The organism is Paraburkholderia phymatum, assembly GCF_038900715.1.
Classification (GTDB): Bacteria; Pseudomonadota; Gammaproteobacteria; order Burkholderiales; family Burkholderiaceae; genus Paraburkholderia; species Paraburkholderia phymatum_A.
The window spans coordinates 117,348-143,103 of record NZ_JAYMRZ010000015.1 but is presented as its reverse complement, the minus strand read 5'-3'; the positions used below and the strand labels follow the sequence as shown (position 1 = coordinate 143,103).

The following is a 25,756-nucleotide window of genomic DNA, read 5'->3' as shown; positions in this document are numbered from 1 at the left end:
CGCCTAACACTGCCTGAGCCACAGACGCAGTTCGTCGGCGAATTGCGCGCGCCGATATTGCGCAAGATGCTGCCCGATCGTGACCGTCTCGCCCCGCGACACCAGCTTGATGTAATCGCGCGGCGTCGCTGCCGGTTCGACCCGCACCCAGCGCGGATTGAATTCGAACTGCGTGAGATGCTCGGCGCTGACCTGTTCGATCACGAGCCGGTTGGGAAACAGCCGGATGCGTTCGTAATCGACGGCATGGCGCGCATAGACCGCAAATGCAGCGCCGACAGCGAGCAACTCGATACCCGTGAACGGCAACACCAGCCACACGCCGCACAGGACCAGCAGGAATGCTATCAACAGCGAGAATGCCGCGAGCGAGACATAGAAGAACACGAATTGCCGCGGCGACACCGAACAATTGCGCTTCATCGTCCAGTCCTTGAGGACGGGTTCCGACTCAGCAAGCAGATCGGTTGCATTCATCGCTGCCTCCCGCGAACCGCCAGTCATCGCATACCGCCAATGCCATTCACGCCCAGCAACTACGGCTACCCGAACCGCAAACGCCCCGGGCCTGTCGCTCCAATTGTGGGAACATTGAGCGACAAACTGACGCATTATAGGGCCGATCTATAGCATCCACAAGCAACGCTCTATCGGCCGCCAAGCCATGCTGCACAAGCCTCTGCGCCGTTTTGACGCAGTTTTTGAGGTGGTAATCCCAGACATAACAGATGTCGTCTTTACCGCCTCAACGATTCTTCTGCCGACCTCGCCCTATGTCTTCGATTCGCACGATTCCATGCCCTTCGGGAGTTGTCCGGGGCACGGCCTTCCATGCGTGTCCGTAGATCACCTCGAAGGTCAGGGGGATCGTGCCATCGGCGCGACGGCGCGCTTCGAGCGCGGCGAGCAGCGCCTTGTGCATGCGCCTCGACGCGACGCCCGGCAACCCTTCGCGCTGCAACGGATAAGCGCCCCAACGGCGCACATCGGCGAGCAGCGACTCAGGTGACTTGTAGGTGATGGTCAGCGTCTCCTGGTCCATCACGGGAATTTCAAAGCCACTTTCGACAAGCATATCGCCCAGATCGTGCATGTCTACGAAGTCGATTACATGTTTGTGCGTATTGACGCCGTGCGCGGCTTCGATCTCTGCATAGGCGCCGCGCAGTTCTTTCAGCGTGTCGGGTCCGAGCGTGCTGAACATCAACAGGCCGTTGACCTTCAGCACGCGCTGCCATTCAGGGAATACGAGATCGGGCCGCGAATGCCAATGCAGCGCGAGGTTCGACCAGATGAATTCGAATGCGCCCGATACGAAAGGCAGCGCGGAGAAATCGGCTTGAGCGAAGCGCGGACCGCGTGAGCCAAGCGCCTTGCCGAGCGACGCGGGCAAAAAGCGCCGCCAGCTGGTGTCGGTGGCGTCGTGCGTGACGGCGCGCGCGAGCATCGCTTGCGAGAGATCGGCGCCGAACACGGGCGCTTCGGGAAAGCGCTGGCGCAGCGCAGGAAGATCGTCGCCGGCGCCGCAGCCCGCATCGAGCACCTGTGCCGGCTTCACCTTGATGTAATCGAGCCGTTCGCGCATGCGCTGCGCGATCTCGCGCGGCAGGAACGCGACGTCGTCGAACGTGGCGGCCCGGCGGTCGAAAATCTTTCGAATGCGGCGCGAATCATAGGCCGGACGGCCAGTTTCGGTGACAGACACGGTCATTGAAGTCGTACGGACGAAGAGTGCGAAGTATACTCGCTCGATTCCGTCCCTTCAGTGTCAGCGGCCTTCGGAGGCGTGTCGATATGCCGAATCGGGCTTTCCGGTGGTCGCGCCCGGGCGCTTTGCATGACAGGTTTCGCGAACGGTTCGTCCGCGTCGCGCAACGTTCGATCTCGACACTGCCCGCGCTCGCGCGACTCGCGTTGCCGAATCTCTGCGCGTTATGCGGCAATATGTCGCATCGAACGCTGTGCAGTTTTTGCGACGAATCATGGTGGAACGAAGCGCGGCTGCGCTGCACGATCTGCGCGGTTCCGCTGAGCGGCTTTCGGCGCGCGAGCATCACTCGATATCGCTGCGGCAACTGCATCGCGACACCGCCTGCATTCGACGCGACGCTGACGGTCGCCGACTATCGCGCGCCGCTGGACGCGCTCGCAGTCGGGCTGAAGTTTCGCGCGCGGCTCGCGCTCGCGCATGAGTTCGCGCGGCGCCTTGCGTGGTCCGCGGCCGACGCGCTCGACGAACGCGACCGCCCCGACGTCGTTGCGCCCGTTCCGCTTTCGGCGCGGCGGCTCATCGAGCGCGGCTACAACCAGGCGTGGGAAATCGCGCGGCCCTGTGCGAAATCGATGGGCGTTCGCAGCGATGTGGCGCTCGTGCGGCGCGTGATCGACACCGCGCCGCAATCGAAGCTCGATCGTGAGGCGCGCAGGCAGAATGTCGGCCGGGCGTTCGAGGTCGTGAAGCCGGTCGAGGACCTGCACGTCGCCATCGTCGACGATGTGATGACGACGGGCGCCACGCTCGATGCGCTGGCTCGCACACTGAAGGCAGCAGGCGCGCGCCGCGTGACCAATCTGGTCGCGCTTCGGACGCCGAAAAACTAGTTTCCAGTTCACCCGCTTATGTTCAACGTCGTTCTCGTCGAGCCTGAAATTCCGCCGAACACCGGCAACGTGATCCGCCTGTGCGCGAACACGGGCGCGCGCCTGCATCTGATCGAGCCGCTCGGCTTTCCGCTCGATGACGCGAAGATGCGCCGCGCCGGTCTCGACTATCACGAATACGCGCAGATGCATGTGCATCGCAATTGGGATGCGCTGATCGAAAGCGAGTCGCCTGACCTTGCGCGCATGTTCGCCTTCACGACGCGCGGCTCGAGTCCCTTTCATTCGCGCGCGTTCAAGCCAGGAGACTGGTTCGTGTTCGGCGCGGAAACGCGCGGCCTGCCGGACTCCGTACTGAACCGCTTTCCGAACCAGCAGCGCGTGCGTCTGCCGATGCGCCCCGGCAATCGCAGCCTGAATCTGTCGAATACCGTGGCCGTGGTCGTGTTCGAGGCGTGGCGTCAGGCGGGATTCGAGGGCGGCGCCTGAAGGCGTCGTTCGAATTCGGTCCGGTACCGCGAGAACATCGTTTCGTCGAAACATGCAAAGACGATGCATTCGACGAGCGGCGCCTGGGGCAACATGTCGATCGTTGCTTGAACGGCGATGCGCACGGCGTCGTCGGCGGGAAAGCGATAGACGCCGCAGCTGATCGCGGGAAACGCGATGCTCTTCGCGCTCGCGTCGCGCGCGAGTTCGAGCGAGCGCCGGTAGCACGAAGCCAGCAGCTCTGCTTCGCCGCGCTCGCCGCCGTGCCACACGGGGCCGACCGCGTGAATCACATGACGCGCCTTCAACCGGTAGCCGCCCGTTATCTTCGCGTCGCCCGTCACGCAGCCGCCTAGCCGCTCGCATTCGCGCAGCAGATCGGGGCCCGCCGCGCGGTGAATCGCGCCATCCACGCCACCGCCGCCCAGCAGTGACGTGTTCGCCGCGTTGACGATCGCGTCGACGTCGAGCGTCGTGATATCGACGACGCGTGTCTCGAGCGTGCAACTGCCAATGGTGAGCATGGGAAGACCTCCAGATCCGATACAGCATCGATAGGAGGTGGACAGCAAAAGAAGCGAGCCGTTCGGCGCGAAGCCTTACCGGCTGCGTAAAACACTTTCAGGCGATTTGCAGAGATGAGGCTTCCGCACGCCGACCAGCAGGCAGTGGACGCGCCGCGTTCCTACTCGGCCTTGGCGTCGCGACGCAGCAGCGCGCTGACGGCATCGCGCGGCGCCACGCCGTTGAAGAGAACATCGCAGACGGCCGACGTGATCGGCATGTCGATACCGTTGGCCTGCGCGATCCCGAGCACGCTGCGGGCGCAGCGCACGCCTTCGGCGACATGCCCGAGCGCGTTGAGAATATCGTCGAGCGAGCGGCCGCTTGCGAGCTGCATGCCGACCGTGCGGTTGCGCGACAGATCGCCCGTCGCCGTCAGGATCAGGTCGCCGACGCCGGTGAGGCCCGTGAACGTCTCAGCGCGGCCACCGAGCGCCGTGCCCAGCCGCGACATTTCGGCGAGCCCGCGCGTGATGAGTGCCGCGCGCGCATTCAGACCGAGCCCGAGGCCATCGCCGATGCCGGTCGCGATCGCGAGCACGTTCTTCACCGCGCCGCCGACTTCGACGCCGATCACGTCGTCGCCGCTATAGATGCGCATCGCGCCGTGATGGAACGCCGCGACGGTCCGCTCTCGGCACGCCGCCGACGCGCTCGCCACCGTCAATGCGACGGGCAGCCCCTTCCCGACCTCGCGTGCGAAGCTCGGCCCGGACAGCGTGCCATTGCTCGTGTGCCCGCTCAACTCCTGCGCGACGACCTGATTCGGCAGCAGTTGCGTATCCGCTTCGAAGCCCTTGCAGAGCCACACGATATGCGCCGGCACCTTGCCGGAGTCGCGCATCGTGCGCAGCATCGCGCGCAAGCCCGCGACGGGCGTCGCGATCACGCACAGTGCGTCATCGGCGAGCGCGTGATCCAGTGCGCGATCGAGATTCGCTTCGAAGCGAAGCGTGGGCGGCAGCTTGACGCCCGCCAGATAGCGAGCGTTTTCGTGCGACGTGGAGAGTTCGGCGATGAGCGCGGCATCGCGCGCCCAGAGCACCGTATCGTGGCGCGCGGCCAGGTGGCCGGCGAGTGCGGTGCCCCATGCACCGGCGCCGAGAACGGCGACCTTCATACCCGGCACCGGCTGCATGCGTCAGTGCTTGGCGGTGCTCTGCGCGCCGCCTTCCTGCGCAGCGATCTGCGCGATGCGCTGCTCGTACAGCGCCTGGAAGTTGATTTCGGCGAGATGGATCGGCGGGAAGCCTGCGCGGGTGATCGCATCGGCGATGTTCGAGCGCAGATACGGGAACAGGATGGTCGGGCATGCAATGCCGACGAGGGGATCGATCTGCTCGGTCGGGATGTTGCGAATGTCGAAAATGCCAGCCTGCTTCGCTTCGATCAGGAACGCGACCTTGTCGCTGACCTTCGCTGTCACCGTGCCCGTGACGAGAATTTCGAACACCGTGTCCGCGAGACGCTCGGCCTTCACGTCGACTTCGACTTCGACCGACGGCATTTCCTGCTCGAGGAAAATAGCCGGCGAGTTCGGCTGTTCGAGCGACATGTCTTTCAGGTAGATGCGCTGGATATTGAAGAACGGCTGGTTGTTCTCGTCGGACATGGTTCTCTACTCCCTAAATTTCGTTGCGGCGGACGGTTGCCGCCAGATCTCGTTGTGCTGCGGGCCGCCCCGAGGGACGGCCTCAAACCAGCCGGTGCAGACGTTGCAGCCGTATGCCCGGCCTTCTGTTGTTCGCGACCGCGTGCCGCGATGGACGCGGCGCGCGAGACGCGCAATTGGCGCCTCGAAGCTGCCTCGTTGCAGCTGCCTGGTTACGCGGCAGCTTCGAGCAGCGACGTCAGACCGCCCGCGCGATCGAGCGCGGACAGATCGTCATAACCGCCGACGTGCGTCTCGCCGATGTACACCTGCGGCACCGTGCGACGGCCCGTGCGCGTCATCATTTCCTGACGGCGCGCCGGGTCCTTGTCGATCAGCACCTTCTCGATGTGATCGACGCCGCGCGACTTTAGTAGACGTTCGGCCATCTGGCAATACGGGCACACCTGCGTGCTGTACATGATCACTTTGTTCACTTCGCAACTCCTTGTTTGACGACCGGCATGCCCGCTTGCTGCCAGGCGTCGACGCCGCCTTCCAGCACGTGCACCTCAGCGTAGCCTGCGTCGCGCACGATGCGTGCCGCCTTGTTCGACTGCTGTCCGTTCTGGCAAACGAGCAGCACCGGGTTGCTCTTATTCTTCACGAGTTGGCCGACTTTCGCTTGCAGCTCGCCAAACTCGACGTGACGCGCCGACGGCAGGTGTCCCTTCGCGTAATCCGCCGCGGGACGCAGGTCGACGACGACGGCATTACGCCGGTTGATCAGCTGCGTGGCGGCAGCCGCCGAGAGGCCGCCGCGTCCACGGCGCGAGATCGTCGGCCACAGGAGCAACGCCCCGGAGATGAGGGCGACTGCGATCAGTACAAGGTTCGTGTAATCGGTGAAAAACTTCACGGAAGATCCGCCGGAAAAAAGGAAGAAATCGGGTTAAATCGGAAAGGGCAATCCGACCATTATAAAATAACCGTTTGACGCGATGGCGACCGCCAGCCGCTGGCTGCGGTACCGCCCCGATTACCGCTTCCTTACTACCGACCGGCACGACATGTACAAACTCGTTCTCATCCGCCACGGCGAATCGACGTGGAACAAGGAAAACCGCTTCACCGGCTGGGTCGACGTCGACCTGACCGAACAGGGCAACCTCGAAGCGCAGCAGGCAGGCGCGCTGCTCAAAGACTCGGGCTACACGTTCGACATTGCGTACACCTCGGTGCTCAAGCGCGCAATCCGCACGCTGTGGCACGTCCAGGACAAGATGGACCTGATGTACCTGCCCGTCGTGCACTCGTGGCGCCTCAATGAACGCCACTATGGCGCGCTGTCGGGCCTGAACAAGGCCGAAACGGCGGCGAAGTTCGGCGATGACCAGGTGCTGGTCTGGCGCCGCAGCTACGACACGCCGCCTCCCGCGCTCGAGCCGACCGACGAGCGCACGTCGTACGATGATCCGCGCTACGCGAAGGTGCCGCGCGAGGAACTGCCGCTCACCGAGTGCCTGAAGGACACGGTGGCGCGCGTGATGCCCATCTGGAACGAATCGATCGCGCCCGCGATCAAATCGGGTCGCAAGGTGCTGATCGCCGCGCACGGTAACTCGATCCGCGCGCTGGTCAAGTATCTGGACAAGATTTCCGACTCGGACATCGTCGGCCTGAACATTCCGAACGGCGTGCCCCTCGTCTATGAACTGGACGAAGACCTGAAGCCGATCAAGCACTACTACCTCGGCGATCAGGAAGCGATCGCGAAGGCGCAAGCCGCTGTCGCCAAACAGGGTAAGGCGGGCTGATACGGCCGTCGCCACGGCTCGCCGCGACTCACGGCGAGCCGTGTTTTTCATGGTTTTCAGCGCTTTCGCGTGATTTCCGCTCTTTCCCGCGTTCGCGCGCTTTGTGATTCGCGGCGGCTCTTTCCTGACGGCAATGCCATGTGCTGGCCATGTTCCTGCCATCTCGATGCCGCATGATGAAGCCGTCGCAGACAGCGCTCCGGCAATCGATACCGGTGCGCACGCAACGGTATCGGCAAAATATGGCGCGCGTCAGGCCGCTTTTGGCCCCGCGGACGTCCGCCAGCGCACATTGCATCCCGCCCGTGCCAGCGATCCTTAGAACCTGGCTGAGCAATCGCTGTCGAATCCCCATCAACCCTCAGGTACAGGCCGTGCGAGCGTCACGTTATACTTGTCCGTCCTTTTCCTTTGACGCTGCCACCCGCATCCGACCGCAACATACTCTATGCGAAAGAACCTGAAAAACATCGGCCTTATCGCCGCGGGCCTCGCTACCGGCGTTTTTGCAACCCTGCAACTGAGCGCCTCGGCCCAGCAACCCGCGTCCGCGCCGTTGCCGCTCGACCAGTTGAGGCTCTTCGCCGAAGTCTTTGGGCAGATCAAGCATGAGTACGTGGAGCCGGTCGACGACAAGAAGCTGCTGACATCCGCGATCAAAGGCATGGTGTCGAGCCTCGATCCGCACTCGTCGTATCTCGACAAGACCGATTACGAAGAACTGCAGGAGCAGACCAAGGGCCGCTTCGCGGGCCTCGGCATCGAGATCTCGCAGGAAGACGGCCTGATCAAGGTCATCTCGCCGATCGAGGACACGCCCGCGTTCCGCGCCGGCATCCGTCCGGGCGACCTGATCACCCGCATCAACGACAAGCCCGTGCGCGGCATGACGCTGGATAAAGCCGTCAAGCAGATGCGCGGCGACCCCGGCACCAAGGTCACGCTCACCATCTTCCGCAAGACCGACGACCGCACGTTCCCGCTTACGGTCACGCGCGCGGTCATCCGGGTCCAGAGCGTGAAGTCGAAGATTCTCGCGCCGGGCTACGCATACGTGCGCATCACGAGCTTCCAGGAACGCACGACGCCTGACCTCGCCGCGAAGCTGCAGGACATCGCGCGCCAGCAGCCGAACCTCAAGGGCCTGATCCTCGATCTGCGCAACAACGGCGGCGGCCTGCTGCAAAGTGCCGTCGGCGTTGCGGGCGCATTCCTGCCGCCGGATTCCGTCGTCGTGTCGACGAACGGCCAGATTCCGGATTCGAAGCAGATCTACCGCGACACGTTCGACAACTATCGCCTGCCTTCCTTCGACGGCGATCCGCTGAAGAATCTGCCGCCCGTCTTCAAGACCGTGCCGATGATCGTGCTGACCAACGCCTACTCGGCGTCGGCGTCGGAAATCGTCGCGGGCGCGCTGCAGGATCAGCATCGCGCGCTGATCGTCGGCAAGACGACGTTCGGCAAGGGCTCGGTGCAGACCGTTCGCCCGATGACGGCAGACACGGCACTGCGTCTGACCACGGCGTACTACTACACGCCGAGCGGCCGCTCGATCCAGAACAAGGGCATCCGGCCCGACATCGCCGTCGACCAGTACGCGGACGGCGATCCCGATGACGCACTCGTCACGCGCGAAGTCGACTACTCGAATCACCTTGCGAACACGCAAGACCCGAACGAGAAGAAGGAACAGGAACAGCGCGAGCAGGAGCGCATGGACCAGCTGCGTCAGCTCGAAGAGCAGAACGACAAGAAGACGCCGGAACAGCGCGCGAAGGATCGCGATCGCAAGCCGATCGAGTTCGGTTCCACTGACGACTTCATGCTGCAGCAAGGCCTGAACAAGCTCGAAGGCAAGCAGGTGGTCGAATCGAAGTCGCTGATGGAGCGGCGCCTCGCGCAGAACAAGCCGGCGCAATCGGCTTCGGCGCCCGTCGCCGTGAAGCCCGCGCTGCCCGCCACGCCGACGGCGACGACCCCGGCAGCGCCCGGTTCGGCTACAGCGCCGGCTTCGCAACCTGCTACGCCGAGCAAGTAAGCGCTACGGCATCCCCGGTGTCTTCGCGGCCCGCGCCGCGAAGACACCTTCCTCCGCGCGATTAAAATAACGAGAACCGCGCCGCCTCCCGTCTCGAGCCAGCGCGACACATACGACACACGCCGCGCCCCGCCATGAACGACGATCAACTTCTGCGCTATTCCCGTCACATCCTCGTCGACGAACTCGGCATCGAGGCTCAGCAGCGCTTTCTCGACGCGCATGCGATCGTGGTCGGCGCAGGTGGCCTCGGCTCGCCGGCGGCGATGTACCTGGCGGCGTCGGGCGTCGGCAAGCTGACGCTCGTCGATGCCGATACCGTCGATCTCACCAATCTGCAGCGGCAGATCCTGCACGTCACGAAGTCGGTGGGACGGCTAAAGGTCGAATCGGGACGCGACACGATTGCGCAACTGAATCCGGATGTCGAAGTGAACGCGGTGGCCGAACGCGTCGACGATGCGTGGCTCGATCGCACCGTGCCGCAAGCGACTGTCGTGCTCGACTGCACGGACAACTTCGCGACGCGCCACGCGATCAACCGCGCGTGCGTCGCGCACGGCGTGCCGCTCGTATCGGGCGCGGCGCTGCGTTTCGACGGCCAGATCAGCACATTCGATTTCCGCAACGACGACTCGCCGTGCTACGCGTGCGTGTTTCCCGAGGATCAACCGTTCGAGGAAGTCGCGTGCTCGACGATGGGCGTGTTTGCGCCGACAGTCGGCATCATCGGCGCGATGCAGGCGGCGGAAGCGCTGCGCGTGATTGCGAGTGTCGGCGAGCCGCTGGTCGGGCGCCTGATGATGCTCGATTCGCTGCGGATGGAGTGGAACACGATGCGCATCGCACGCCAGCCGGATTGCCCCGTGTGCGGCGAGCACCATCGATCCCATCAATCATAAGAAAGAGCCGCTTCAACGACTCGTTTCATTCCGGGCGCTCGACGATGCCGAAGCGCCCGAACGAACAAACACTACACGTCAGGCCCGCGCGACCCGCTCCAGCGCCGACTGCACCTCTTCCGGCTCGAACGCCGCGAGCACATCGGCGACGGGCTTTTCCAGCGTTTTCAGATGCGCGCGCAGGATCTCCTGCTTCACGAGCAGCAACTGGCTCGGATGCATCGAAAATTCCGTCAGCCCCATGCCGAGCAGCAGACGTGTCAGCGACGGATCGCCAGCCATTTCCCCGCAGATCGACACCGGCACGCCCACCCGCTTCGCCTCGCGCAGCGTGAACGCGATCAGATGCAGCACGGCGGGATGCAGCGGATCGTACAGATGCGCGACCGCGTTGTCGGCGCGATCGATTGCGAGCGTGTACTGGATCAGATCGTTCGTCCCGATCGACAGGAAATCGAGCCGCTTCAGGAACAGCGGCAACGCGATCGCCGCAGCGGGAATCTCGATCATCGCGCCGACGCGCACGTTCGGGTCGTAGGCGAGGCCTGCATCGTCGAGCTGGCGCTTGGCTTCCTGGATCAGATCGAGCGTCTGATCGATCTCGCGCGCGTGCGCGAGCATCGGAATCAGAATCTTCACCGAGCCATACGCCGACGCGCGCAGGATCGCGCGCAACTGCGTCAGGAACATATGCGGCTCGGACAGGCTCCAGCGGATCGCGCGAAGGCCGAGCGCCGGGTTGGGCGCGGTTTCGTACTCGTCGCCGATCGAATCGAGCGGCTTGTCCGCGCCGACGTCGATTGTGCGGATCGTCACGGGCATGCCGTTCATCAGCTCGACCGCGCGCCGGTACGCGGTGAACTGCTCTTCCTCTTCCGGCATCCCGTGCTTCTGGTTCATGAAGAGGAACTCGGTACGGAACAGGCCGATGCCCGTCGCGCCCGCGTCGAGCGCCGACTGCGCGTCCTCCGGCAACTCGATGTTCGCGCACAGCTCGATGCGCGTGCCGCACACCGTCTGCGTCGGCGAGAACTTCAGCCGTTGCAGCTTGCGCGCCTCGAGCGCCTTCTCGCTTTGCCGGTACGAATATTCTTCGAGCACGATCGGCGCCGGATCGACGATCACGATGCCATGGTCGCCGTCGACGATGATCAGATCGTCCTGGCGGATCAGCGCGCTCGCGTGCTGCACGCCGACCGTCGCGGGAATGCCGAGGCTGCGCGCGACGATCGCCGTATGCGACGTGCGGCCGCCCAGGTCCGTGACGAAGCCCTGGAAGGTCTGCGTCTTGAACTGCATCATGTCGGCGGGCGCGATGTCGTGCGCGACCACGATCATTTCGTCGCAGCGGCCGTGGATGCTGACGAGCGAGACCGTCGCACCGGCGAGCGCCTTCAGCACGCGCTCGACCACCTGTTCGATATCGGCTTTGCGCTCGCGCAGATACTCGTCTTCCACTTCGTCGAAGTGGCGCGTCAGACGTTCGAGCTGTTCCGTCAACGCCCATTCGACGTTGTAGCGGCGCGTGCGGATGAGGTCGATGGTTTCCTGAACGAGCATCGCATCGTTCAGGATCATTGAATGTACGTCGAGAAACGCGCCCATTTCGGTGGGCGCGTCGGCGGCCAGATCGGCGCGCAGTTCGTCGAGCTCCTGATGCACGACCTGCTGGGCCGCGCGAAAGCGCTCCACCTCGTCCTCGATCTGGGTGGGCTCGATCAGATAGTGGTCGACGTCCAGCGCAGCCGGGGCGATCAGATACGCCCGCCCGATGGCGATACCGCGTGACACGGGAATTCCATGCAGCGTGAATGACACGCGCACCTCCTCTAGTTGTGTAATGCCGCGGCAGACCGCTGCAGTGCTCTCAGACCCCGTGGATCATTATAAATTCCGCAGCGCGCGACAGTGCTGTGCAGCGCAGCATCTTGAGGCGCGCGCCTTCGAGCGATTTGCTGTCGCGCGGCTTGTCGTGCGCTTACGCCCGACATACGTCGGCGGAACATCGGTATTCGGAGAACGCGCGGCGGCGAGAAGATCCAGCAAGCAAGCTAGCAGCGAGCCGCATTCGACGGACAAACGCGACCGTCAAAAAGAAAACGCCGCGACATCGCGCGGCGTCTCTTCCAGAACGAAAGCGGGAGCGGATTTTTAAGTTTCTTATTGGCCTTCGCCGAATTTATCGGCGATCAGTTTAAGCAGCGCATCCATCGCTTCTTTCTCGTCCTCGCCTTCCGTCTCGATCAACACCGTACTGCCGATGCCCGCTGCCAACATCATCACGCCCATGATGCTCTTCGCGTTGATGCGCCGGCCGTTGCGGCTCATCCAGATTTCCGCCTGGAAGTTGGCGGCAAGTTGCGTCAGCTTCGCCGACGCGCGAGCGTGCAGCCCCAGCTTGTTCACGATGGTCGTTTCTTGTTGCAGCATGTGTTGATCCAATGCGCTGGTGTTGAAGTTATCGAGGTAAGCGGCAAACACGCCGCACGCGGCGCGCTTGCCGTGTCGCAGATTATGCGGCGCTCACGCGTCGTTTGAATCGCAGCCGGACCCGTTGCCGGCCTTGCAGGTTTCGGCCAGCGCCTTGTCCGGCGGCAGTGCGGGAATGCAATCAGCGGTGCTCGCGACGGGAACGGCAGGCGGCGGCGTCGCCGGTCCGACGGCTTGAATGCCTTTGGTCGCGCCCGCCAGTGCCTTGTCGACGAGCACGTCGAGCGGCGTCGCGCGATAGCAGACGGCGCGCACCAGCATCGGCAGATTCACGCCGGCCAGCACGCGCACGTCGGGAAGGGACGCGAGCCGGCCTGCAATGTTCGCCGGCGTCGCGCCGAACATGTCGGTCAACACAAGCGTGCCGTTTTCTTCCTTGAGTCTGTCGATCTCCGCATAAGCGGATGAAACGACCTGTACGGGATCGCAATCCGGCGACACGTCGATGACGCCGATGCGGGCGGGCAAGCCGCCGTAAATGTGCGCGACACACTCGCGTAGCGCCGTGGCGAAGGGAGCGTGCGCAATGATCAGAATGCCTGCCATGTCAGCCTTGCTGCAGAAAACCGCCCGGAAATCGCTGCCCTGCTTCCCGTGCGCTGCGCGTCAGATGAAAAGCCGGACGCGGCAAGCGGGAAACGAGGCCCATCGAACTCGCCCGAGATCGGCCGCCAAGGGGCCGGATCACGCTGCCCCTCACGGGCCGCTATCAGGCGAGCGGGCATTGTAACAGCCTCATTTTCGCGCTTTCGGCCATTTCACGCCTGGCTGGCCGACAGCGCGAACCTTCATTGCCTTCATGGCAAAACATGGCGGCGCACGCGCGCCGCTTCAACCGACGGCCTTCTCTAGCGCATCGATGAACATTGCCGCGACGTCGAACCCCGTCTGATCCATGATCTCGCGGAAGCACGTCGGACTCGTGACATTCACTTCCGTCAGCCAGTCGCCGATCGCATCCAGCCCGACCAGCAACAGCCCGCGCGCCTCCAGCACCGGCCCGAGCGCTTCGGCGATCTCCCGATCGCGCGCCGTCAGCGGCTGCGCGACGCCCAGACCGCCCGCCGCGAGATTGCCGCGCACCTCGCTGCCCTGCGGAATGCGCGCAAGCGAATACGGCACCGGCTCGCCGCCGATCAGCAGAATGCGCTTGTCGCCTGTCCTGATCTCGGGGATGAACTTCTGCGCCATCACGGAACGCGCGCCGTCGTGGCTCAGCATCTCGACGATCGAGCCGAGGTTCATGCCGTCCGCCTTCACGCGAAACACGCCCATGCCGCCCATCCCGTCGAGCGGCTTCAGGATCACGTCGCCGTGCTCCGCATGGAACGCGCGCAAACGGGCCGGATCACGCGTAACGAGCGTCGGCGCAACGAACTGCGGAAACTCGCCGATCGCCATCTTTTCCGAATGGTCGCGAATTGCCTGCGGCTTGTTGAAGATGCGCGCGCCCGCGCGTTCCGCGAGTTCGAGCAGCCACGTCGACGTCACGTATTCCATGTCGAACGGCGGGTCCTTGCGCATCAGCACGGCGCCGAAGCCCGCCAGCGCGCGCGCCTCGACGGGCTGCGCCTCGTACCAGACGTCGCGATGGCCGTCCGACTGATCGCCGACGATCTCAAAGCGGTACACGTTCGCCTCGACGCCGGAGCCCGTCCACGCCAGATGCTGCGGCTCGCATGCGTAGAGCGTGTGGCCGCGCTTTGCGGCCTCGGCCATCATCGCGTAGGTCGAGTCCTTGTAGATCTTGAAGCGGGAAAGCGGGTCGGCGATGAAGAGAATATCCATGGAGTTCCTGATGCGCCCTCGCGGGCCGCGCGTTGTTTGCTATAGCGTACGGCAAACGCGCCGATGCCGTGCGTCTGCGTGCCCGTCCGGCGGAATTCGATTCCGCGGGGGCAACAGCCTACCGTGAGTACGCGTGACGTGCTTGCCGCGCGCCCGTTCGCGTCACGTTCGCGCGCCTTGCGGAAAGCAACGGGCGCGCCCGCCGTCAGACCTGGATCGCCTCGGGATCGGTCTTTTCCAGCTCCACCGATGCCGCCAGCAGCCCCAGCCGCCCGACCACGCCATACATGTAGAAGCGGTTCGGCGGCGCGGCGCCCGGCTTCGCATGCGCATCAGGAAGCGCCGTGTGCTCGAAGCCGAGCGGCACGAAGTGCATGCCCGGTGCGTTCAGGTTCTGGTCGCGGTCGCGGCTGCCGTGCACGCGATAGAAGCCGCCCACCACGTACCGGTCGATCATGTACACGACGGGCTCGGCCACTTCCTCGCCGATGCGCTCGAACGTATAGACGCCTTCCTGCACGATCATGTCGTGTACTTCGAGCCCTTCCTTCGTGGTCGCCATCTTGGTGCGCTCGCGCTTCGTGAGCGCAGCCACTTCCGACGCGTCGTGCACCGTCATCACGCCCATGCCGTAGGTGCCCGCGTCCGACTTGATGACGACATACGGCTTTTCCGAAATACCGTACTCGCGGTACTTCTTCGCGATCTTCTTCAGCACGCCGTCGATCGCGTCGGTGAGCGCTTCCTCACCCGTGCGCGCCTCGAAATCGACGCCTTCGACATGCGCGAAGTACGGATTGATCATCCACGGATCGATCTCGACCATCTTCGCGAACTTCTTCGCGACGTCGTCGTAGCAGGAGAAGTGCGTCGACTTGCGGCGCACGGCCCAGCCGGCGTGCAAAGGCGGCAGCACATACTGCTCGTGCAGGTTTTCGAGAACCGGCGGAATGCCGCCCGACAGGTCGTTGTTCAGCAGGATCGAGCACGGATCGAAATTCTTCAGCCCGATGCGGCGCGCCGAGCGCTCCAGCGGCTCCAGCACGATCTTCTGGCCGTCCGACAGCGAAATGGTGACGGGACCGACGATGTTTTCGTCCAGCGTGCCGAAGCGGACGTTCAAGCCGGCCTGACGCATGATCGTCGCGAGCCGCGCGACGTTTTCCAGGTAAAACGCATTGCGCGTGTGACGCTCGGGGATGACGAGCAGATTCTTCGCGTCCGGGCAGATCTTTTCGATCGACGCCATCGCCGCCTGCACGGCAAGCGGCAGCGTTTCCTGCGGCAGGTTGTTGAACGCGCCCGGAAAGAGGTTCGTGTCGACGGGCGCGAGCTTGAAGCCGGCGTTACGCAGATCGACCGAGCAATAGAACGGCGGCGTGTGCTCCTGCCATTCGAGGCGGAACCAGCGTTCGATGGCGGGCGTCGCGTCGAGGATCTTCCGCTCGAGATCGAGCAGCGGACCGTTTAACGCCGTAACTAAATGCGGAACCATTGATCACTCGCAAACTGGAGAAAAAAGATTGTAGAGCAATTGCCCTGCCCATTTGGGGACGCTTTCTCCATTCGCAAGTTGTGGGTGGATGCATTCTCCCTATATCAACGATAGCCGGAAAATCTGCTGTTTGTGAGACAAGATTGCGGCGCCGTCTGCCGGGCTGGTTGGCGCCCGTCGCGCGGCTGCCGTGCGACCGGGACGAACTGCCGCAGCATGAAAAAAGCCCGCCGTGAAGGCGGGCCCAACTTTCGCAAATTCCGTTGCCGGAAGACGCTTGCCTTACTCGACGTGTTCGCCGTGCAGGATCACGTCCAGACCTTCGCGCTCTTCTTCTTCCGTCACGCGCAGGCCGATCGTCACGTCGATGATCTTCAGCAGAATGAAGCTGATCACGCCGCTGTAGACGAGCGTCGTCAGAACGCCCTTCAGCTGGAGGATGACGCTGCCGTCGAAGCCGCCGATGTCCTTGACGGCGAACACGCCCGTCAGGATCGCGCCGACGATACCGCCGATGCAGTGCACGCCGAATGCGTCGAGCGAGTCGTCGTAGCCCATCTTGTGCTTGAGCCACGTGGCCGACCAGAAGCAGACCACGCCCGCGATCAGGCCGATGGCGAGCGCGCCGCCCACGCCGACGAAGCCCGACGCCGGCGTGATCGCCACCAGACCCGCCACCGCGCCCGACACGATGCCGAGCACCGACGGCTTACCCTTCGCGATCCACTCGGCGAACATCCAGCCGAGCGCTGCCATCGCCGTTGCAACCTGCGTCGTCAGCATCGCGAAACCGGCACGGCCGTCCGCCGCCACTGCCGAACCCGCGTTGAAGCCGAACCAGCCCACCCACAGCATCGAGCCGCCGATCATCGTCAGCACGAGGTTGTGCGGCGCCATCGAGTCCTTGCCGTAGCCCGTGCGCTTGCCGAGCACGAGACAGCAGATCAGGCCCGCGACACCCGCGTTGATGTGCACCACCGTGCCGCCCGCGAAGTCGAGGATGCCCGCGCTCGCCAGCCAGCCCGTCGGTTCCCAGACCATGTGAGCGATCGGCGAGTAGACGATGATCGACCACAGCGTCATGAAGATCAGCATCGCGGAAAACTTCATGCGGTCCGCGAATGCGCCCGTGATCAGCGCCGGCGTGATGATCGCGAACGTCATCTGGTAGACGAAATAGACGGATTCCGGAATGGTCGGCGCGAGGTGGCTGACGGTGAGCGTCGTCGCCTTGTCGCCCTTGATGTACGCCATGCCGTGCAGCATCACGCGCGAGAAGCCGCCGAGGAACGAGCCGCCCGGCGTGAACGCGAGGCTGTAGCCGAGGACCGTCCAGATCACCGTCACGAGACAGGTGATCGCGAAGCTCTGCATGACGGTCGCGAGCACATTCTTCTTGCGGACCATGCCGGCGTAGAAGAGCGCGAGACCGGGGATCGTCATGAACAGCACGAGTGCCGTCGAGGTCAGCATCCAGGCGGTATCGCCGGAATTGAGCTTCGACGAATCGACCGAGAACGGTGCCGTCGGCGCAGCGGGCGCTGCTTCCGAAGCCGCAGCCGCTGCCGATGCGTCAGCGGGAGCGCTGGCGGCAGGCGCCGCTGAGGCGTCCGCTGCGGGCGCGCTCGCGGCGGGTGCCGCAGCATCCGACGAAGCCGGCGCGCTCGCCGTCGTGTCCGGGGCGGAAGCCGCGGCAGGCGCCGACGCGTCGTCCGCGAGGGCAGCGCCGATGCCGACCGACAGCAGCGAGCCGGCCATCAGCAGGGACATCAATAATTTACGCATCTTCAGTTTCCTCTTGTCGCTGTTTTTTACAGTGCGTCCGCGCCGGTCTCGCCGGTACGAATACGAATCACCTGTTCGATCGGCGTGACGAAGATCTTCCCGTCGCCGATCTTGCCCGTCCGCGCCGCCCGCTCGATGGCTTCGATCGCCTGGTCGACGATGTCGTCCGACACGGCCGCTTCGATCTTCACCTTCGGCAGAAAGTCGACGACGTATTCCGCTCCCCGATACAACTCCGTGTGGCCCTTCTGACGTCCGAACCCTTTCACTTCTGTCACCGTGATGCCCGAGACGCCGATGGCCGACAGGGCTTCGCGCGCCTCATCGAGCTTGAACGGCTTGATGATTGCGGTAATGAGTTTCATGAAATCCTCGCTGTAGTGACTCAACCCGTTGCGTGACTTGCATTCGCCTTGCGCCGTGCTTTCGGTCTCGGCCCCCGGAACCGCAGCATCGGCGCATCTCCAGACGGCGTCCCGCCGGTGCGCGGGGCAGTAACAGCAACGTCCATGCCATGTTTGTGGCAAACTCCCGCCGGGCCTTATGGCACAAGGGTTTGCGCGTTTACTTGTCCGGATGGCCAGTTCCGCTCGCGACCGGTAGCGCGCCCTCGGGATCGTTGCTAGAGTGTTTGCAGGCTTGGGCCACGGGCGTGCGCACCAAAGCCGTCCACGCCGGAACGTGGCGGCTGTGTGCCTGCACCAGAAACGGTCATTCAGTGTTACGAGGCACGCACGTAACGACACATGCACATTTTTTGTGCAATAAGGGGAATGAAATGAAGCAACCAAACGACGTCTTCAACGACTTTCAGGCACGCGTGAGCGAGCTGTTCAAGAACTCGCCGGCCAAAGATGTCGAACGCAATGTGCGCGCGATGCTGTCTCAGGGCTTCTCGAAGCTCGATCTGGTGACGCGCGAAGAATTCGATACGCAGACGCAGGTGCTCGTGCGCACCCGCGCGCGTCTGGAAGAGCTAGAGCGGCGCGTCGCCGAACTCGAGCAGAAGCTGCCCGTGACGCAATCTTCCTGAGCACGCCCATCTGATCTGCACATCACAGGCAAGCGGCCCGTGACGTCGTCAGCGCTTTAAGGTGAACGCGCCCGCGAGGCGCGTCTGGACGGGAGAAAACATGTCGCTTGCCGTGGTGCGCAGTCGCGCGCCGGCCGCTGGCCGTGCGCCTGAAGTTACCGTCGAGGTTCATCTCGCCAACGGACTTCCTTCTTTTTCCATTGTCGGCCTGCCCGATGTCGAAGTACGCGAGAGCCGCGAACGCGTGCGCGCGGCGCTGCTCAATTGCGGGCTGGATTTTCCCGTCCGACGCATCACCGTCAATCTCGCGCCCGCTGATCTTCCAAAGGAATCCGGACGTTTCGACCTGCCGATTGCGCTCGGCATCCTGGCGGCGAGCGGGCAGATTCCCGCTGAATCGCTCGCGCATCGGGAGTTTGCGGGCGAATTGTCGCTGACAGGCGCGCTTCGGCCGATGCGCGGCGCGTTCGCGATGGCCTGCGGCACGGCGCGCGGTCATCTGTCGTCGGCCGACGCTTCCGCCGACGCGCAATTCGAGCGGGACGACGACCGCACGCCCGAGCTGTATCTCCCGCTTGCCAGCGCGAAGGAGGCGGCGCTCGTGCCTGGCGTGGCTGTCTATGGCGCGGCGGATTTGCCGTCGCTTTGCGCGCACCTCGCTGGTGAAGCCGATGCGCGCCTGTCGCCCGTCGCAGCGCCCACGCTGCTCAGCGACACAGCCGCAACGCCAGCCGACATGGCCGACGTCATCGGCCAGCGCGGCGCCCGGCGCGCGCTCGAAGTGGCGGCAGCAGGCGGACATCACATGCTGATGATCGGTCCGCCCGGCGCCGGCAAGTCGATGCTCGCCGCGCGCCTGCCGAGCCTGTTGCCGCCCATGACCGACGACGAAGCGCTCACGTCCGCCGCCCTGCTCTCCGCCAGCGCCGCCGGGTTCACGCCCGCGCAGTGGCGTCAGCGGCCGTTTCGTGCGCCACATCATTCGTCGAGCGCGGCGGCGCTGGTCGGTGGACGCAATCCGCCGCAACCGGGCGAAATCACGCTCGCGCATCTGGGGGTGCTCTTCCTCGACGAGCTGCCCGAATTCGACAGACATGTGCTCGAAACCCTGCGCGAGCCGCTCGAAAACGGCCGCATCACGATTTCCCGCGCGGCGCTCCAAGCAGACTTTCCCGCAGCGTGCCAGTTGATCGCCGCGATGAATCCCTGTCCGTGTGGCTGGCGCGGCGATCCGGGCGGCCGCTGCCGATGCACCCACGAGGTCGCCGCGCGCTATTTGCGCAAGCTGTCGGGGCCGCTGCTTGATCGCATCGATATCCAGATCGAGATTCCGGCGCTCTCGCCCGCCGAACTGTCCGCGCGCTCGATGACGCAAGGCGAGGTGAGCGCATCGATTGCGCAACGAGTGGAGGCGGCGCGCGAACGACAGCTTCGGCGGCAAGCGAAGATGAACCGCGAGTTGACCGGCCGCGAAGTGGATGAGGTCTGCCGGCCCGACAGCGACGGCGAGCGGCTCTTGCGTGAAGCGGGCGAGCGTTTCGGCTGGTCAGCGCGCGCTTACTACCGCGTGCTCAAGGTCGCGAGAACGATCGCGGATCTCGCGGGCAACGACGTCCCGAATGCCGCGCAGATATCCGAAGCGGTGCAATATCGCCGGGCGTTCAGCACTCAGTAAAAGCTGCGGAAGACAAAAAAGCGCATGTCAAGACTTGACTTATGCACATTTTCCGCCCTCTGATAGATTTGGATACATCTGAAAGGCTGTTGTGAGGCACGACGATGATGTCGTTGATTTTATTGGATTTTTCAAAATGCCAAGATTCAGGGCAAACTGACAACCTGCCCGTCCGATGGGCATTTGCGGCCTACCGCACAGAGTTACCAACAAAGTTATCCACAGATCCTGTGAGTAACCGAAAAAGTCCCATGTAAACGCGAGATTAGCGGTCTTTTCTGCGAAGGAACTTTCACTTGATCGGGTGTTCGTCGGCCATCTATCCGGCCCCAAATCAGTAAAGTTTGAACGATTCGAAGAATTGTTCGACCTGTTCCGGCGGCGGTTCCTTGCTCGCGATCACGGCCGCCTGATACACATGTCGCCCCTTGGCGACGAGCCGCGCGTGCATCGTCCGCGTTTCCTGTTTCGGGCCCGCCTTCCCGCTGAACGTCATTTCGAGCCCTTGCACCTGCCCGCCCGCGGCAAGCGGAATCGTTGCCACGTGCGCATTCGGCGCGGTTCCGAGGTTGCGTGCGAGTCCCGAGCGCAGATAGTCGAGCGCCATGCGCTGCACCTGCGGATCGTCGCTGGGCAGCATCACCGTGCCGACGGCGAACACGGCGTCGCCGGCCTCGGCGATTTGCATCGCCATTTTCATCGGCGTGCCGTCGATGTCGATCTGCCGTTCGTCCGACGTCGGTTTGGCGGGCAAATCGACCGTGTAGCCGTTGTCGTTGTTCATGATCGTGCGCCAGTCGTAGGTCGGCGAGCAGGCGGCAAGCAGCCAGCCGGCCGCCAGCACGGCGGCAACCGCCGCCAGCGGCGAACCGAATGCAGATGACGTATCGGACGGATGGGCGGAACGAACGAAGTGGCGGGCAGATGCGCGGAGAATGGAACGGAGCATGACGCGGCAAACGGCGATTACATGACGGAAAGCACCATTATCCGCTGTCGACCAGAGTTAGCGCTTTAGCGCTTACTCTGGTCCCATGCAACGCGGTCGACCAGAGTTAGCGCTTTAGCGCTTACTCTGGTCCCATGCAACGCGGTCGACCAGAGTTAGCGCTTTAGCGCTTACTCTGCTCCCATGCAAGGCGGTCGACCAGAGTTGACGCCTCAGCGCCCTACTCCGCCTGATACAACCCCGTTATCCCCCCATTAACTACGCCGCGTCAGCCGCACCACAGGATTGCCGCTACAATATGAGACAAAATCCCGCCACCCGTATCCGCACCGTACCGGCGCCATCAGGTGTTATCCGGCGTGCCTTCCGCGCGTTTCCGAGGTCCCGTTCATGAGCCAAACCATCCAAAGCAACGTCTCCCGGCGCTCGAGCCCGGTTCGGTATATCGCCGCGGCTGTCGTTGCAGGCGCGATCGCCGTCGCGGGCTATTTCGCGTTCGGCAGCCAGCAGCATGTGCCCGACGCGACGTTCACGTTGCTGTCCGGCCAGAAAGTGTCGACCGCCGATCTCAAAGGCAAGGTCTATCTCGTCAACTTCTGGGCGACGAGCTGCGACACCTGCATGAAGGAAATGCCGCAGATGATCCAGACGTATAACCGCTTCAAGGACAAGGGCCTCGAATTCGTCGCCGTCGCGATGAGCTACGACGCGCCGATGTACGTGACCAACTACACGGAAACGCGCCGCCTGCCGTTCAAGGTCGCGATGGACGACGGCTCGGCTGCGAAGCAGTTCGGCAACGTGCAACTGACGCCGACCACGTTCGTCATCGACCGCAACGGCAAGGTGCTGAAGCGCTACGTCGGCGAGCCGCAGTTCGCGGAACTCGATCAACTGCTGCAAAAGGCGCTGGGCACGACCTGATCGCCCGAATCCTTCTCCTCTCGACGGCGGACGTCGCGCTGAATCATCGCAGCGCACCCGCCGTCAGCAGCACCTCCCGCTTCACCGCTCCCCTTCGCCACGCACAGTCAGGCCGTAACGCTTGATCTTCTCGTAGAGCGTCGCCTTGCCGACCTGCAGCCTGTCCGCCGCCACCGCAACGGCGCCGCCCGTCTGCTCCAGCGCCTCGGCGATGACCGCGCGCTCGAACTGCTCGACGCGCTCCTTCAACGGCTGCGTAACCGACGTCAGGGCATCGTCGTCGGCCGTCGCCGTATCGTCGCCGACGCCCAGCACGAAGCGATCCGCCGCATTGCGCAATTCGCGCACGTTGCCCGGCCATTCGCGCTGCATCAGGTTCGTGCGCTGCCGGTCGGTGAGAATCGGCGCGGGCCGTTGATAACGCACGGCGGCGTCGAGCAGAAAATGCTCGAAGAGCGGCACGATGTCCTCGCGCCGCTCCGACAGCGGCGGCAGCGCAATCGTCACCACGTTGAGCCGATACAGCAGATCGCGCCGGAACGTGCCCGCCGCGACGTGCCCGGTCATGTCGCCCTTCGCGGCCGCGACGATGCGGCAATCGACACGTATCGGCTGGTTCGAGCCGAGCCGTTCCAGCACGCCGTCCTGCAGCACGCGCAGCAGCTTGACCTGCAACGCGAGCGGCATGCTTTCGATTTCGTCGAGAAACAGCGTGCCGCCCGACGCGTGCTCCAGCTTGCCGATGCGCCGCTTCGCCGCGCCCGTGAACGCGCCCGGCTCGTAGCCGAACATCTCCGATTCGAACATCGGCTCGGGCAGCGCGCCGCAGTTCACCGCGAGAAACGGCTTGTCGCGACGCGGCGACAACTCGTGCAGACTGCGCGCGATCAGCTCCTTGCCCGCGCCCGTATCGCCGTTGATCAGCACGGAGGCGTCCGTCGGCGCGACGTTCGCGATCAGCTTGCGCACCTGCTCGATGGCGGGACTGCGTCCGATGATGCGCGGCGCCAGCGTGCCCTGCTCCGCCAGTTCGCGGCGCAGCGCGAGATTTTCGAGCACCAGCGTGCGGCGCTCCAGCGCGCGGCGCACGGTTTCGATGAGCCGCTCCGACGCGAACGGCTTTTCGATGAAGTCATACGCGCCGTCGCGCATCGCCTGCACTGCCATCGAAATATCGCCGTGCCCTGTGACGAGAATCACGGGCACATCGGGCGCGCGCTCGCGGCATTGCGCGAGCAGGTCGAGGCCGCTTGCGCCAGGCAAGCGGATATCGCTGACGATCACGCCCAAAAACTCCGCGTTGATCAGCCGCGCCGCCGATTCCACCGACGCATGCCCCACCACCTCGAATCCCGCCAGTTGCAGGCTTTGCACGCTCGCACGCCGCACGAGTTCGTCGTCTTCGATATAGAGGACCTGCACGCCCTTGTTCACCATGTTCCCTGCCAATCTAACCATGCGTTGAGTCTGCGCCGAATCACGAGCCCGTCGTGACGGAGTCCGCGATGTCCGTTGCCTGCGCGCCCGCGCGGCGCAACGTCAGCACGAACGCGGCGCCGCCTTGTGCGTTGTTGCGCGCGACGAGCGAGCCGCCGCAATCGCGCGCGATCGACGAGCAGATCGCAAGCCCCAGTCCCAGCCCCTGACCCATTTCCTTCGTTGTGAAGAAAGGCTCGAAGAGCTGCGGCAGCACGTCGTCGGGAATACCGGGACCATTGTCGCTCACGGTGATCGTGAGCACTGCCTGAGCCGTTTCGACGTCGATCGCAATGCGCGGCGCAGGCGTGCCCGCCACGGCGTCGAGCGCATTGCCGAGCAGATTGATCAGCACCTGTTCGAGCCGCAAGTCGTCGCAATGCGCGACCAGTTTCGGATCGTCGCTCCCGACATCGAGCCGCACGGGCGCCGCGCCCTCGTCGATCAACGATATGTCGACCGTCACGCCCTGCAAGCGTTTCTGCAACAGCGTCAGCACGTTGCGCAGCGCCCGCGCGACGCCCGCGCGCGCGTTGCGCGGCCGCGCGCGCCCGACGAAGAGCTTCAGCTGATTCGTGATCTTGCCCATGCGCTCGGTGAGCGCGGCGATCGCTTCGAGGTTGTCTTTCGCCGATGCATGATCGCCGCGTTCGAGAAACACGCGCGTGTTGTCGGAGAAGCCGCGCAACGCGGCGAGCGGCTGATTCAGCTCATGCGTGATACCCGCCGCCATCTGGCCGAGCGCCGCGAGCTTGCTCGCCTGAATCAGCTCGTCGTGCGCGGCGCGCAACTCCTGTTCCGCGCGTGTGCGCTCGCTCACTTCCTTCTTCAATTGCTCGTTCGCCTGCGACAGATCGGCGGTGCGCTCGGCCACGCGCTGATTCAGCTCGGCGTAGGCCTTCTGCAACAGCGCGCGGCTGCGCATCACTTCGCGCACGCGCGCGCGGCGCATGCGCCAGTAGAACAGCAACAGGCACAGTGACACATAGCCGAAGCCCGTCACGATCGTCGCGTAACGCGCGTCTGCATTGACGGGATCGACGGGCGCCATCGTGATGAGCCGCCAGTCCGGCTCGCCGAGCGCGCGCGTCGACGCGAGAAAACGCGGCGCGTAGCGTCCGCCGCCGATGCGCACGATCTGCGCGCCGCCTTCGAGCGTGCGCACGACCGTCATCGGCAGCGGCGCGATCGGCTGGCGCGCGTACTGGCGCGTGTCGTAGATCGACGCGATCACATCGCTCGAAAGCGGCTTGACGGTGTGATACTTCCACGCCGGCACCGACGACAGAAAGATCACGCCGTGATCGTCGGTGACGATCAACGGCTCGGACGCGTCCGCACCCTGAAACCATTCGAGATTCAGCTTGACGACCGCCACGCCGACGATCTTGTTATCGCGCCGCACCGGTTGCGAAATGTAGTAGCCCGGATCGAGCGACGTCGTGCCGATGCCGAAGAAGCGCCCGACTTTGCCCTTCTCGGCCTCGACGAAATACGGCCTGAACAGATACTCCTGGCCGATGAAGCTGTCGCGCTCATTCCAGTTGCTCGCCGCGACACAGCGGCCGGTCGCCGTGATGATGTACGCGACGTTCGCGCGGGCGCGGCGATTGAGGTCTTCGAGATATTGATTGGCGCGCGCGACGTTGTCCGCGTCGGGAGTCACGAGCACGTCTTGAACAAGGGGATGCTCGCCGAGCAGATAAGGAAGCGATTCGTAGCGCTCGAGCGTGCTTCTGAGCGCGTTCGTCGTGCGATCGGCGCGCACGGCGGCGTTGCGCCGCAGCGTATCGATGCCGCGCTGCCACGTGACGGTCCACGTGAGCCCGCAGGCTGCCACGAGCCCGGCGACGAGCGCGAACAGGATCAGCAGGCGGCGCGTCACGATGGCGGAAGTCGTTCGATGGGGATCGCCTATTGTGGCATATCGCGCCGCATCGTCGTGTAGGTCGCGTAGGTCGCGTGCATCGCGTTCGTCGGGCTGGTCGAGCGCGTCGAGCCCATCGCACGCATCGAAGCCGTCGGGCGCCTCGGCGCCCGCAAGACCATCGGATGCATCAGGCGGCGATCCATCGGACGCCGCCGCATCCGTTGCGAGCGGCGCCGCGCCATGCTGCCGCGGCGCCGCCTTCATGG

25 protein-coding genes are annotated in these 25,756 nt (G+C 64.2%); 8 read left to right on the top strand and 17 right to left on the bottom strand.

Features of this window, described 5'->3' with window-relative positions:
- Positions 1-3 precede the first annotated feature (3 nt).
- Together VSR68_RS25750 and VSR68_RS25745 are read right to left on the bottom strand one after the other, a co-directional pair.
- Complete coding sequence (locus VSR68_RS25750) at positions 4-477, bottom strand: DUF2244 domain-containing protein (RefSeq protein WP_342942538.1); 474 nt, start codon at positions 475-477, stop codon at positions 4-6.
- Between the two features lie 268 nt (positions 478-745).
- On the bottom strand, positions 746-1,711 hold the full coding sequence (locus VSR68_RS25745) for a methyltransferase domain-containing protein (protein WP_342942537.1): 966 nt from the start codon (positions 1,709-1,711) through the stop codon (positions 746-748).
- Positions 1,712-1,794: 83 nt separating this feature from the next.
- On the opposite strand from VSR68_RS25745, the gene VSR68_RS25740 reads away from it, so the two are divergent.
- A complete protein-coding gene (locus VSR68_RS25740) occupies positions 1,795-2,601 on the top strand; it encodes a ComF family protein (protein ID WP_342942536.1) in 807 nt (268 codons plus the stop codon).
- An 18-nt stretch (positions 2,602-2,619) separates the two neighbouring features.
- Complete coding sequence (trmL, locus tag VSR68_RS25735; protein WP_342942535.1) at positions 2,620-3,090, top strand: tRNA (uridine(34)/cytosine(34)/5-carboxymethylaminomethyluridine(34)-2'-O)-methyltransferase TrmL; 471 nt, start codon at positions 2,620-2,622, stop codon at positions 3,088-3,090.
- On the opposite strand, the gene VSR68_RS25730 is transcribed toward trmL, so the two are convergent.
- From VSR68_RS25730 to VSR68_RS25710, 5 genes are all read right to left on the bottom strand, one after another.
- Positions 3,063-3,614 (bottom strand): O-acetyl-ADP-ribose deacetylase, encoded by a 552-nt coding sequence (locus tag VSR68_RS25730; protein WP_342942534.1) that lies wholly within the window; start codon positions 3,612-3,614, stop codon positions 3,063-3,065. The genes trmL and VSR68_RS25730 overlap by 28 nt on opposite strands.
- 161 nt (positions 3,615-3,775) lie before the next feature.
- A complete protein-coding gene (locus tag VSR68_RS25725) occupies positions 3,776-4,774 on the bottom strand; it encodes an NAD(P)H-dependent glycerol-3-phosphate dehydrogenase (protein WP_342942533.1) in 999 nt (332 codons plus the stop codon).
- Positions 4,775-4,795: 21 nt separating this feature from the next.
- Positions 4,796-5,266 carry a protein-export chaperone SecB gene (gene secB / locus VSR68_RS25720; protein ID WP_342932337.1) on the bottom strand — a complete coding sequence of 157 codons (471 nt, stop codon included), beginning with the start codon at positions 5,264-5,266 and terminating at the stop codon, positions 4,796-4,798.
- Positions 5,267-5,478: 212 nt separating this feature from the next.
- Complete coding sequence (gene grxC, locus VSR68_RS25715) at positions 5,479-5,742, bottom strand: glutaredoxin 3 (RefSeq protein WP_342942532.1); 264 nt, start codon at positions 5,740-5,742, stop codon at positions 5,479-5,481.
- The gene (locus VSR68_RS25710) at positions 5,739-6,164 is read right to left on the bottom strand and encodes a rhodanese-like domain-containing protein (protein ID WP_342942531.1); all 426 of its coding nucleotides are present in this window, start codon (positions 6,162-6,164) and stop codon (positions 5,739-5,741) included. Before VSR68_RS25710 ends, grxC begins: the two co-directional genes overlap by 4 nt.
- A gap of 151 nt (positions 6,165-6,315) precedes the next feature.
- On the opposite strand from VSR68_RS25710, the gene gpmA reads away from it, so the two are divergent.
- The 3 genes from gpmA (at position 6,316) to VSR68_RS25695 (ending at position 10,005) form a co-directional block, all read left to right on the top strand.
- Positions 6,316-7,062, top strand: a complete 747-nt coding sequence (gpmA, locus tag VSR68_RS25705) for a 2,3-diphosphoglycerate-dependent phosphoglycerate mutase (protein ID WP_342942530.1) — start codon at positions 6,316-6,318, stop codon at positions 7,060-7,062.
- Between the two features lie 448 nt (positions 7,063-7,510).
- Positions 7,511-9,103: a S41 family peptidase gene (locus tag VSR68_RS25700; RefSeq protein WP_342942529.1), complete on the top strand. Its 1,593-nt coding sequence runs from the start codon at positions 7,511-7,513 to the stop codon at positions 9,101-9,103.
- A 134-nt stretch (positions 9,104-9,237) separates the two neighbouring features.
- A complete protein-coding gene (locus VSR68_RS25695) occupies positions 9,238-10,005 on the top strand; it encodes a molybdopterin-synthase adenylyltransferase MoeB (RefSeq protein WP_342942528.1) in 768 nt (255 codons plus the stop codon).
- A 78-nt stretch (positions 10,006-10,083) separates the two neighbouring features.
- Here the strand turns inward: VSR68_RS25695 and ptsP are convergent, their stop codons facing one another.
- From ptsP to VSR68_RS25660, 7 genes are all read right to left on the bottom strand, one after another.
- Entirely contained in the window at positions 10,084-11,823 is a 1,740-nt protein-coding gene (ptsP, locus tag VSR68_RS25690) for a phosphoenolpyruvate--protein phosphotransferase (RefSeq protein ID WP_342942527.1), read from the bottom strand.
- A gap of 342 nt (positions 11,824-12,165) precedes the next feature.
- Positions 12,166-12,435, bottom strand: coding sequence for an HPr family phosphocarrier protein (locus VSR68_RS25685; RefSeq protein ID WP_087734327.1), 270 nt, complete (start codon positions 12,433-12,435; stop codon positions 12,166-12,168).
- A gap of 93 nt (positions 12,436-12,528) precedes the next feature.
- Positions 12,529-13,041 carry a PTS sugar transporter subunit IIA gene (locus VSR68_RS25680; protein WP_342942526.1) on the bottom strand — a complete coding sequence of 171 codons (513 nt, stop codon included), beginning with the start codon at positions 13,039-13,041 and terminating at the stop codon, positions 12,529-12,531.
- A 285-nt stretch (positions 13,042-13,326) separates the two neighbouring features.
- Positions 13,327-14,283: a glutathione synthase gene (gene gshB, locus VSR68_RS25675; protein WP_342942525.1), complete on the bottom strand. Its 957-nt coding sequence runs from the start codon at positions 14,281-14,283 to the stop codon at positions 13,327-13,329.
- A 205-nt stretch (positions 14,284-14,488) separates the two neighbouring features.
- Complete coding sequence (gene gshA, locus VSR68_RS25670; RefSeq protein WP_342942524.1) at positions 14,489-15,778, bottom strand: glutamate--cysteine ligase; 1,290 nt, start codon at positions 15,776-15,778, stop codon at positions 14,489-14,491.
- A 282-nt stretch (positions 15,779-16,060) separates the two neighbouring features.
- Positions 16,061-17,563: an ammonium transporter gene (locus VSR68_RS25665; protein WP_342942523.1), complete on the bottom strand. Its 1,503-nt coding sequence runs from the start codon at positions 17,561-17,563 to the stop codon at positions 16,061-16,063.
- Between the two features lie 26 nt (positions 17,564-17,589).
- Positions 17,590-17,928: a P-II family nitrogen regulator gene (locus tag VSR68_RS25660; protein WP_020566534.1), complete on the bottom strand. Its 339-nt coding sequence runs from the start codon at positions 17,926-17,928 to the stop codon at positions 17,590-17,592.
- Between the two features lie 413 nt (positions 17,929-18,341).
- Between VSR68_RS25660 and VSR68_RS25655 the strand changes: the two genes are divergently transcribed.
- Both VSR68_RS25655 and VSR68_RS25650 read left to right on the top strand, forming a co-directional pair.
- On the top strand, positions 18,342-18,596 hold the full coding sequence (locus tag VSR68_RS25655) for an accessory factor UbiK family protein (RefSeq protein WP_087734194.1): 255 nt from the start codon (positions 18,342-18,344) through the stop codon (positions 18,594-18,596).
- A gap of 100 nt (positions 18,597-18,696) precedes the next feature.
- On the top strand, positions 18,697-20,271 hold the full coding sequence (locus VSR68_RS25650) for a YifB family Mg chelatase-like AAA ATPase (protein ID WP_342942522.1): 1,575 nt from the start codon (positions 18,697-18,699) through the stop codon (positions 20,269-20,271).
- A gap of 334 nt (positions 20,272-20,605) precedes the next feature.
- Here the strand turns inward: VSR68_RS25650 and VSR68_RS25645 are convergent, their stop codons facing one another.
- Positions 20,606-21,220: a hypothetical protein gene (locus VSR68_RS25645; protein ID WP_342942521.1), complete on the bottom strand. Its 615-nt coding sequence runs from the start codon at positions 21,218-21,220 to the stop codon at positions 20,606-20,608.
- 390 nt (positions 21,221-21,610) lie between these two features.
- On the opposite strand from VSR68_RS25645, the gene VSR68_RS25640 reads away from it, so the two are divergent.
- Positions 21,611-22,144 (top strand): TlpA disulfide reductase family protein, encoded by a 534-nt coding sequence (locus VSR68_RS25640; RefSeq protein ID WP_342942520.1) that lies wholly within the window; start codon positions 21,611-21,613, stop codon positions 22,142-22,144.
- An 81-nt stretch (positions 22,145-22,225) separates the two neighbouring features.
- Here VSR68_RS25640 and VSR68_RS25635 read toward each other — a convergent pair whose 3' ends face one another.
- On the bottom strand, positions 22,226-23,581 hold the full coding sequence (locus tag VSR68_RS25635; protein WP_342942611.1) for a sigma-54 dependent transcriptional regulator: 1,356 nt from the start codon (positions 23,579-23,581) through the stop codon (positions 22,226-22,228).
- 40 nt (positions 23,582-23,621) lie between these two features.
- Positions 23,622-25,754: a sensor histidine kinase gene (locus tag VSR68_RS25630; protein ID WP_342942519.1), complete on the bottom strand. Its 2,133-nt coding sequence runs from the start codon at positions 25,752-25,754 to the stop codon at positions 23,622-23,624.
- Positions 25,755-25,756 lie beyond the last annotated feature (2 nt).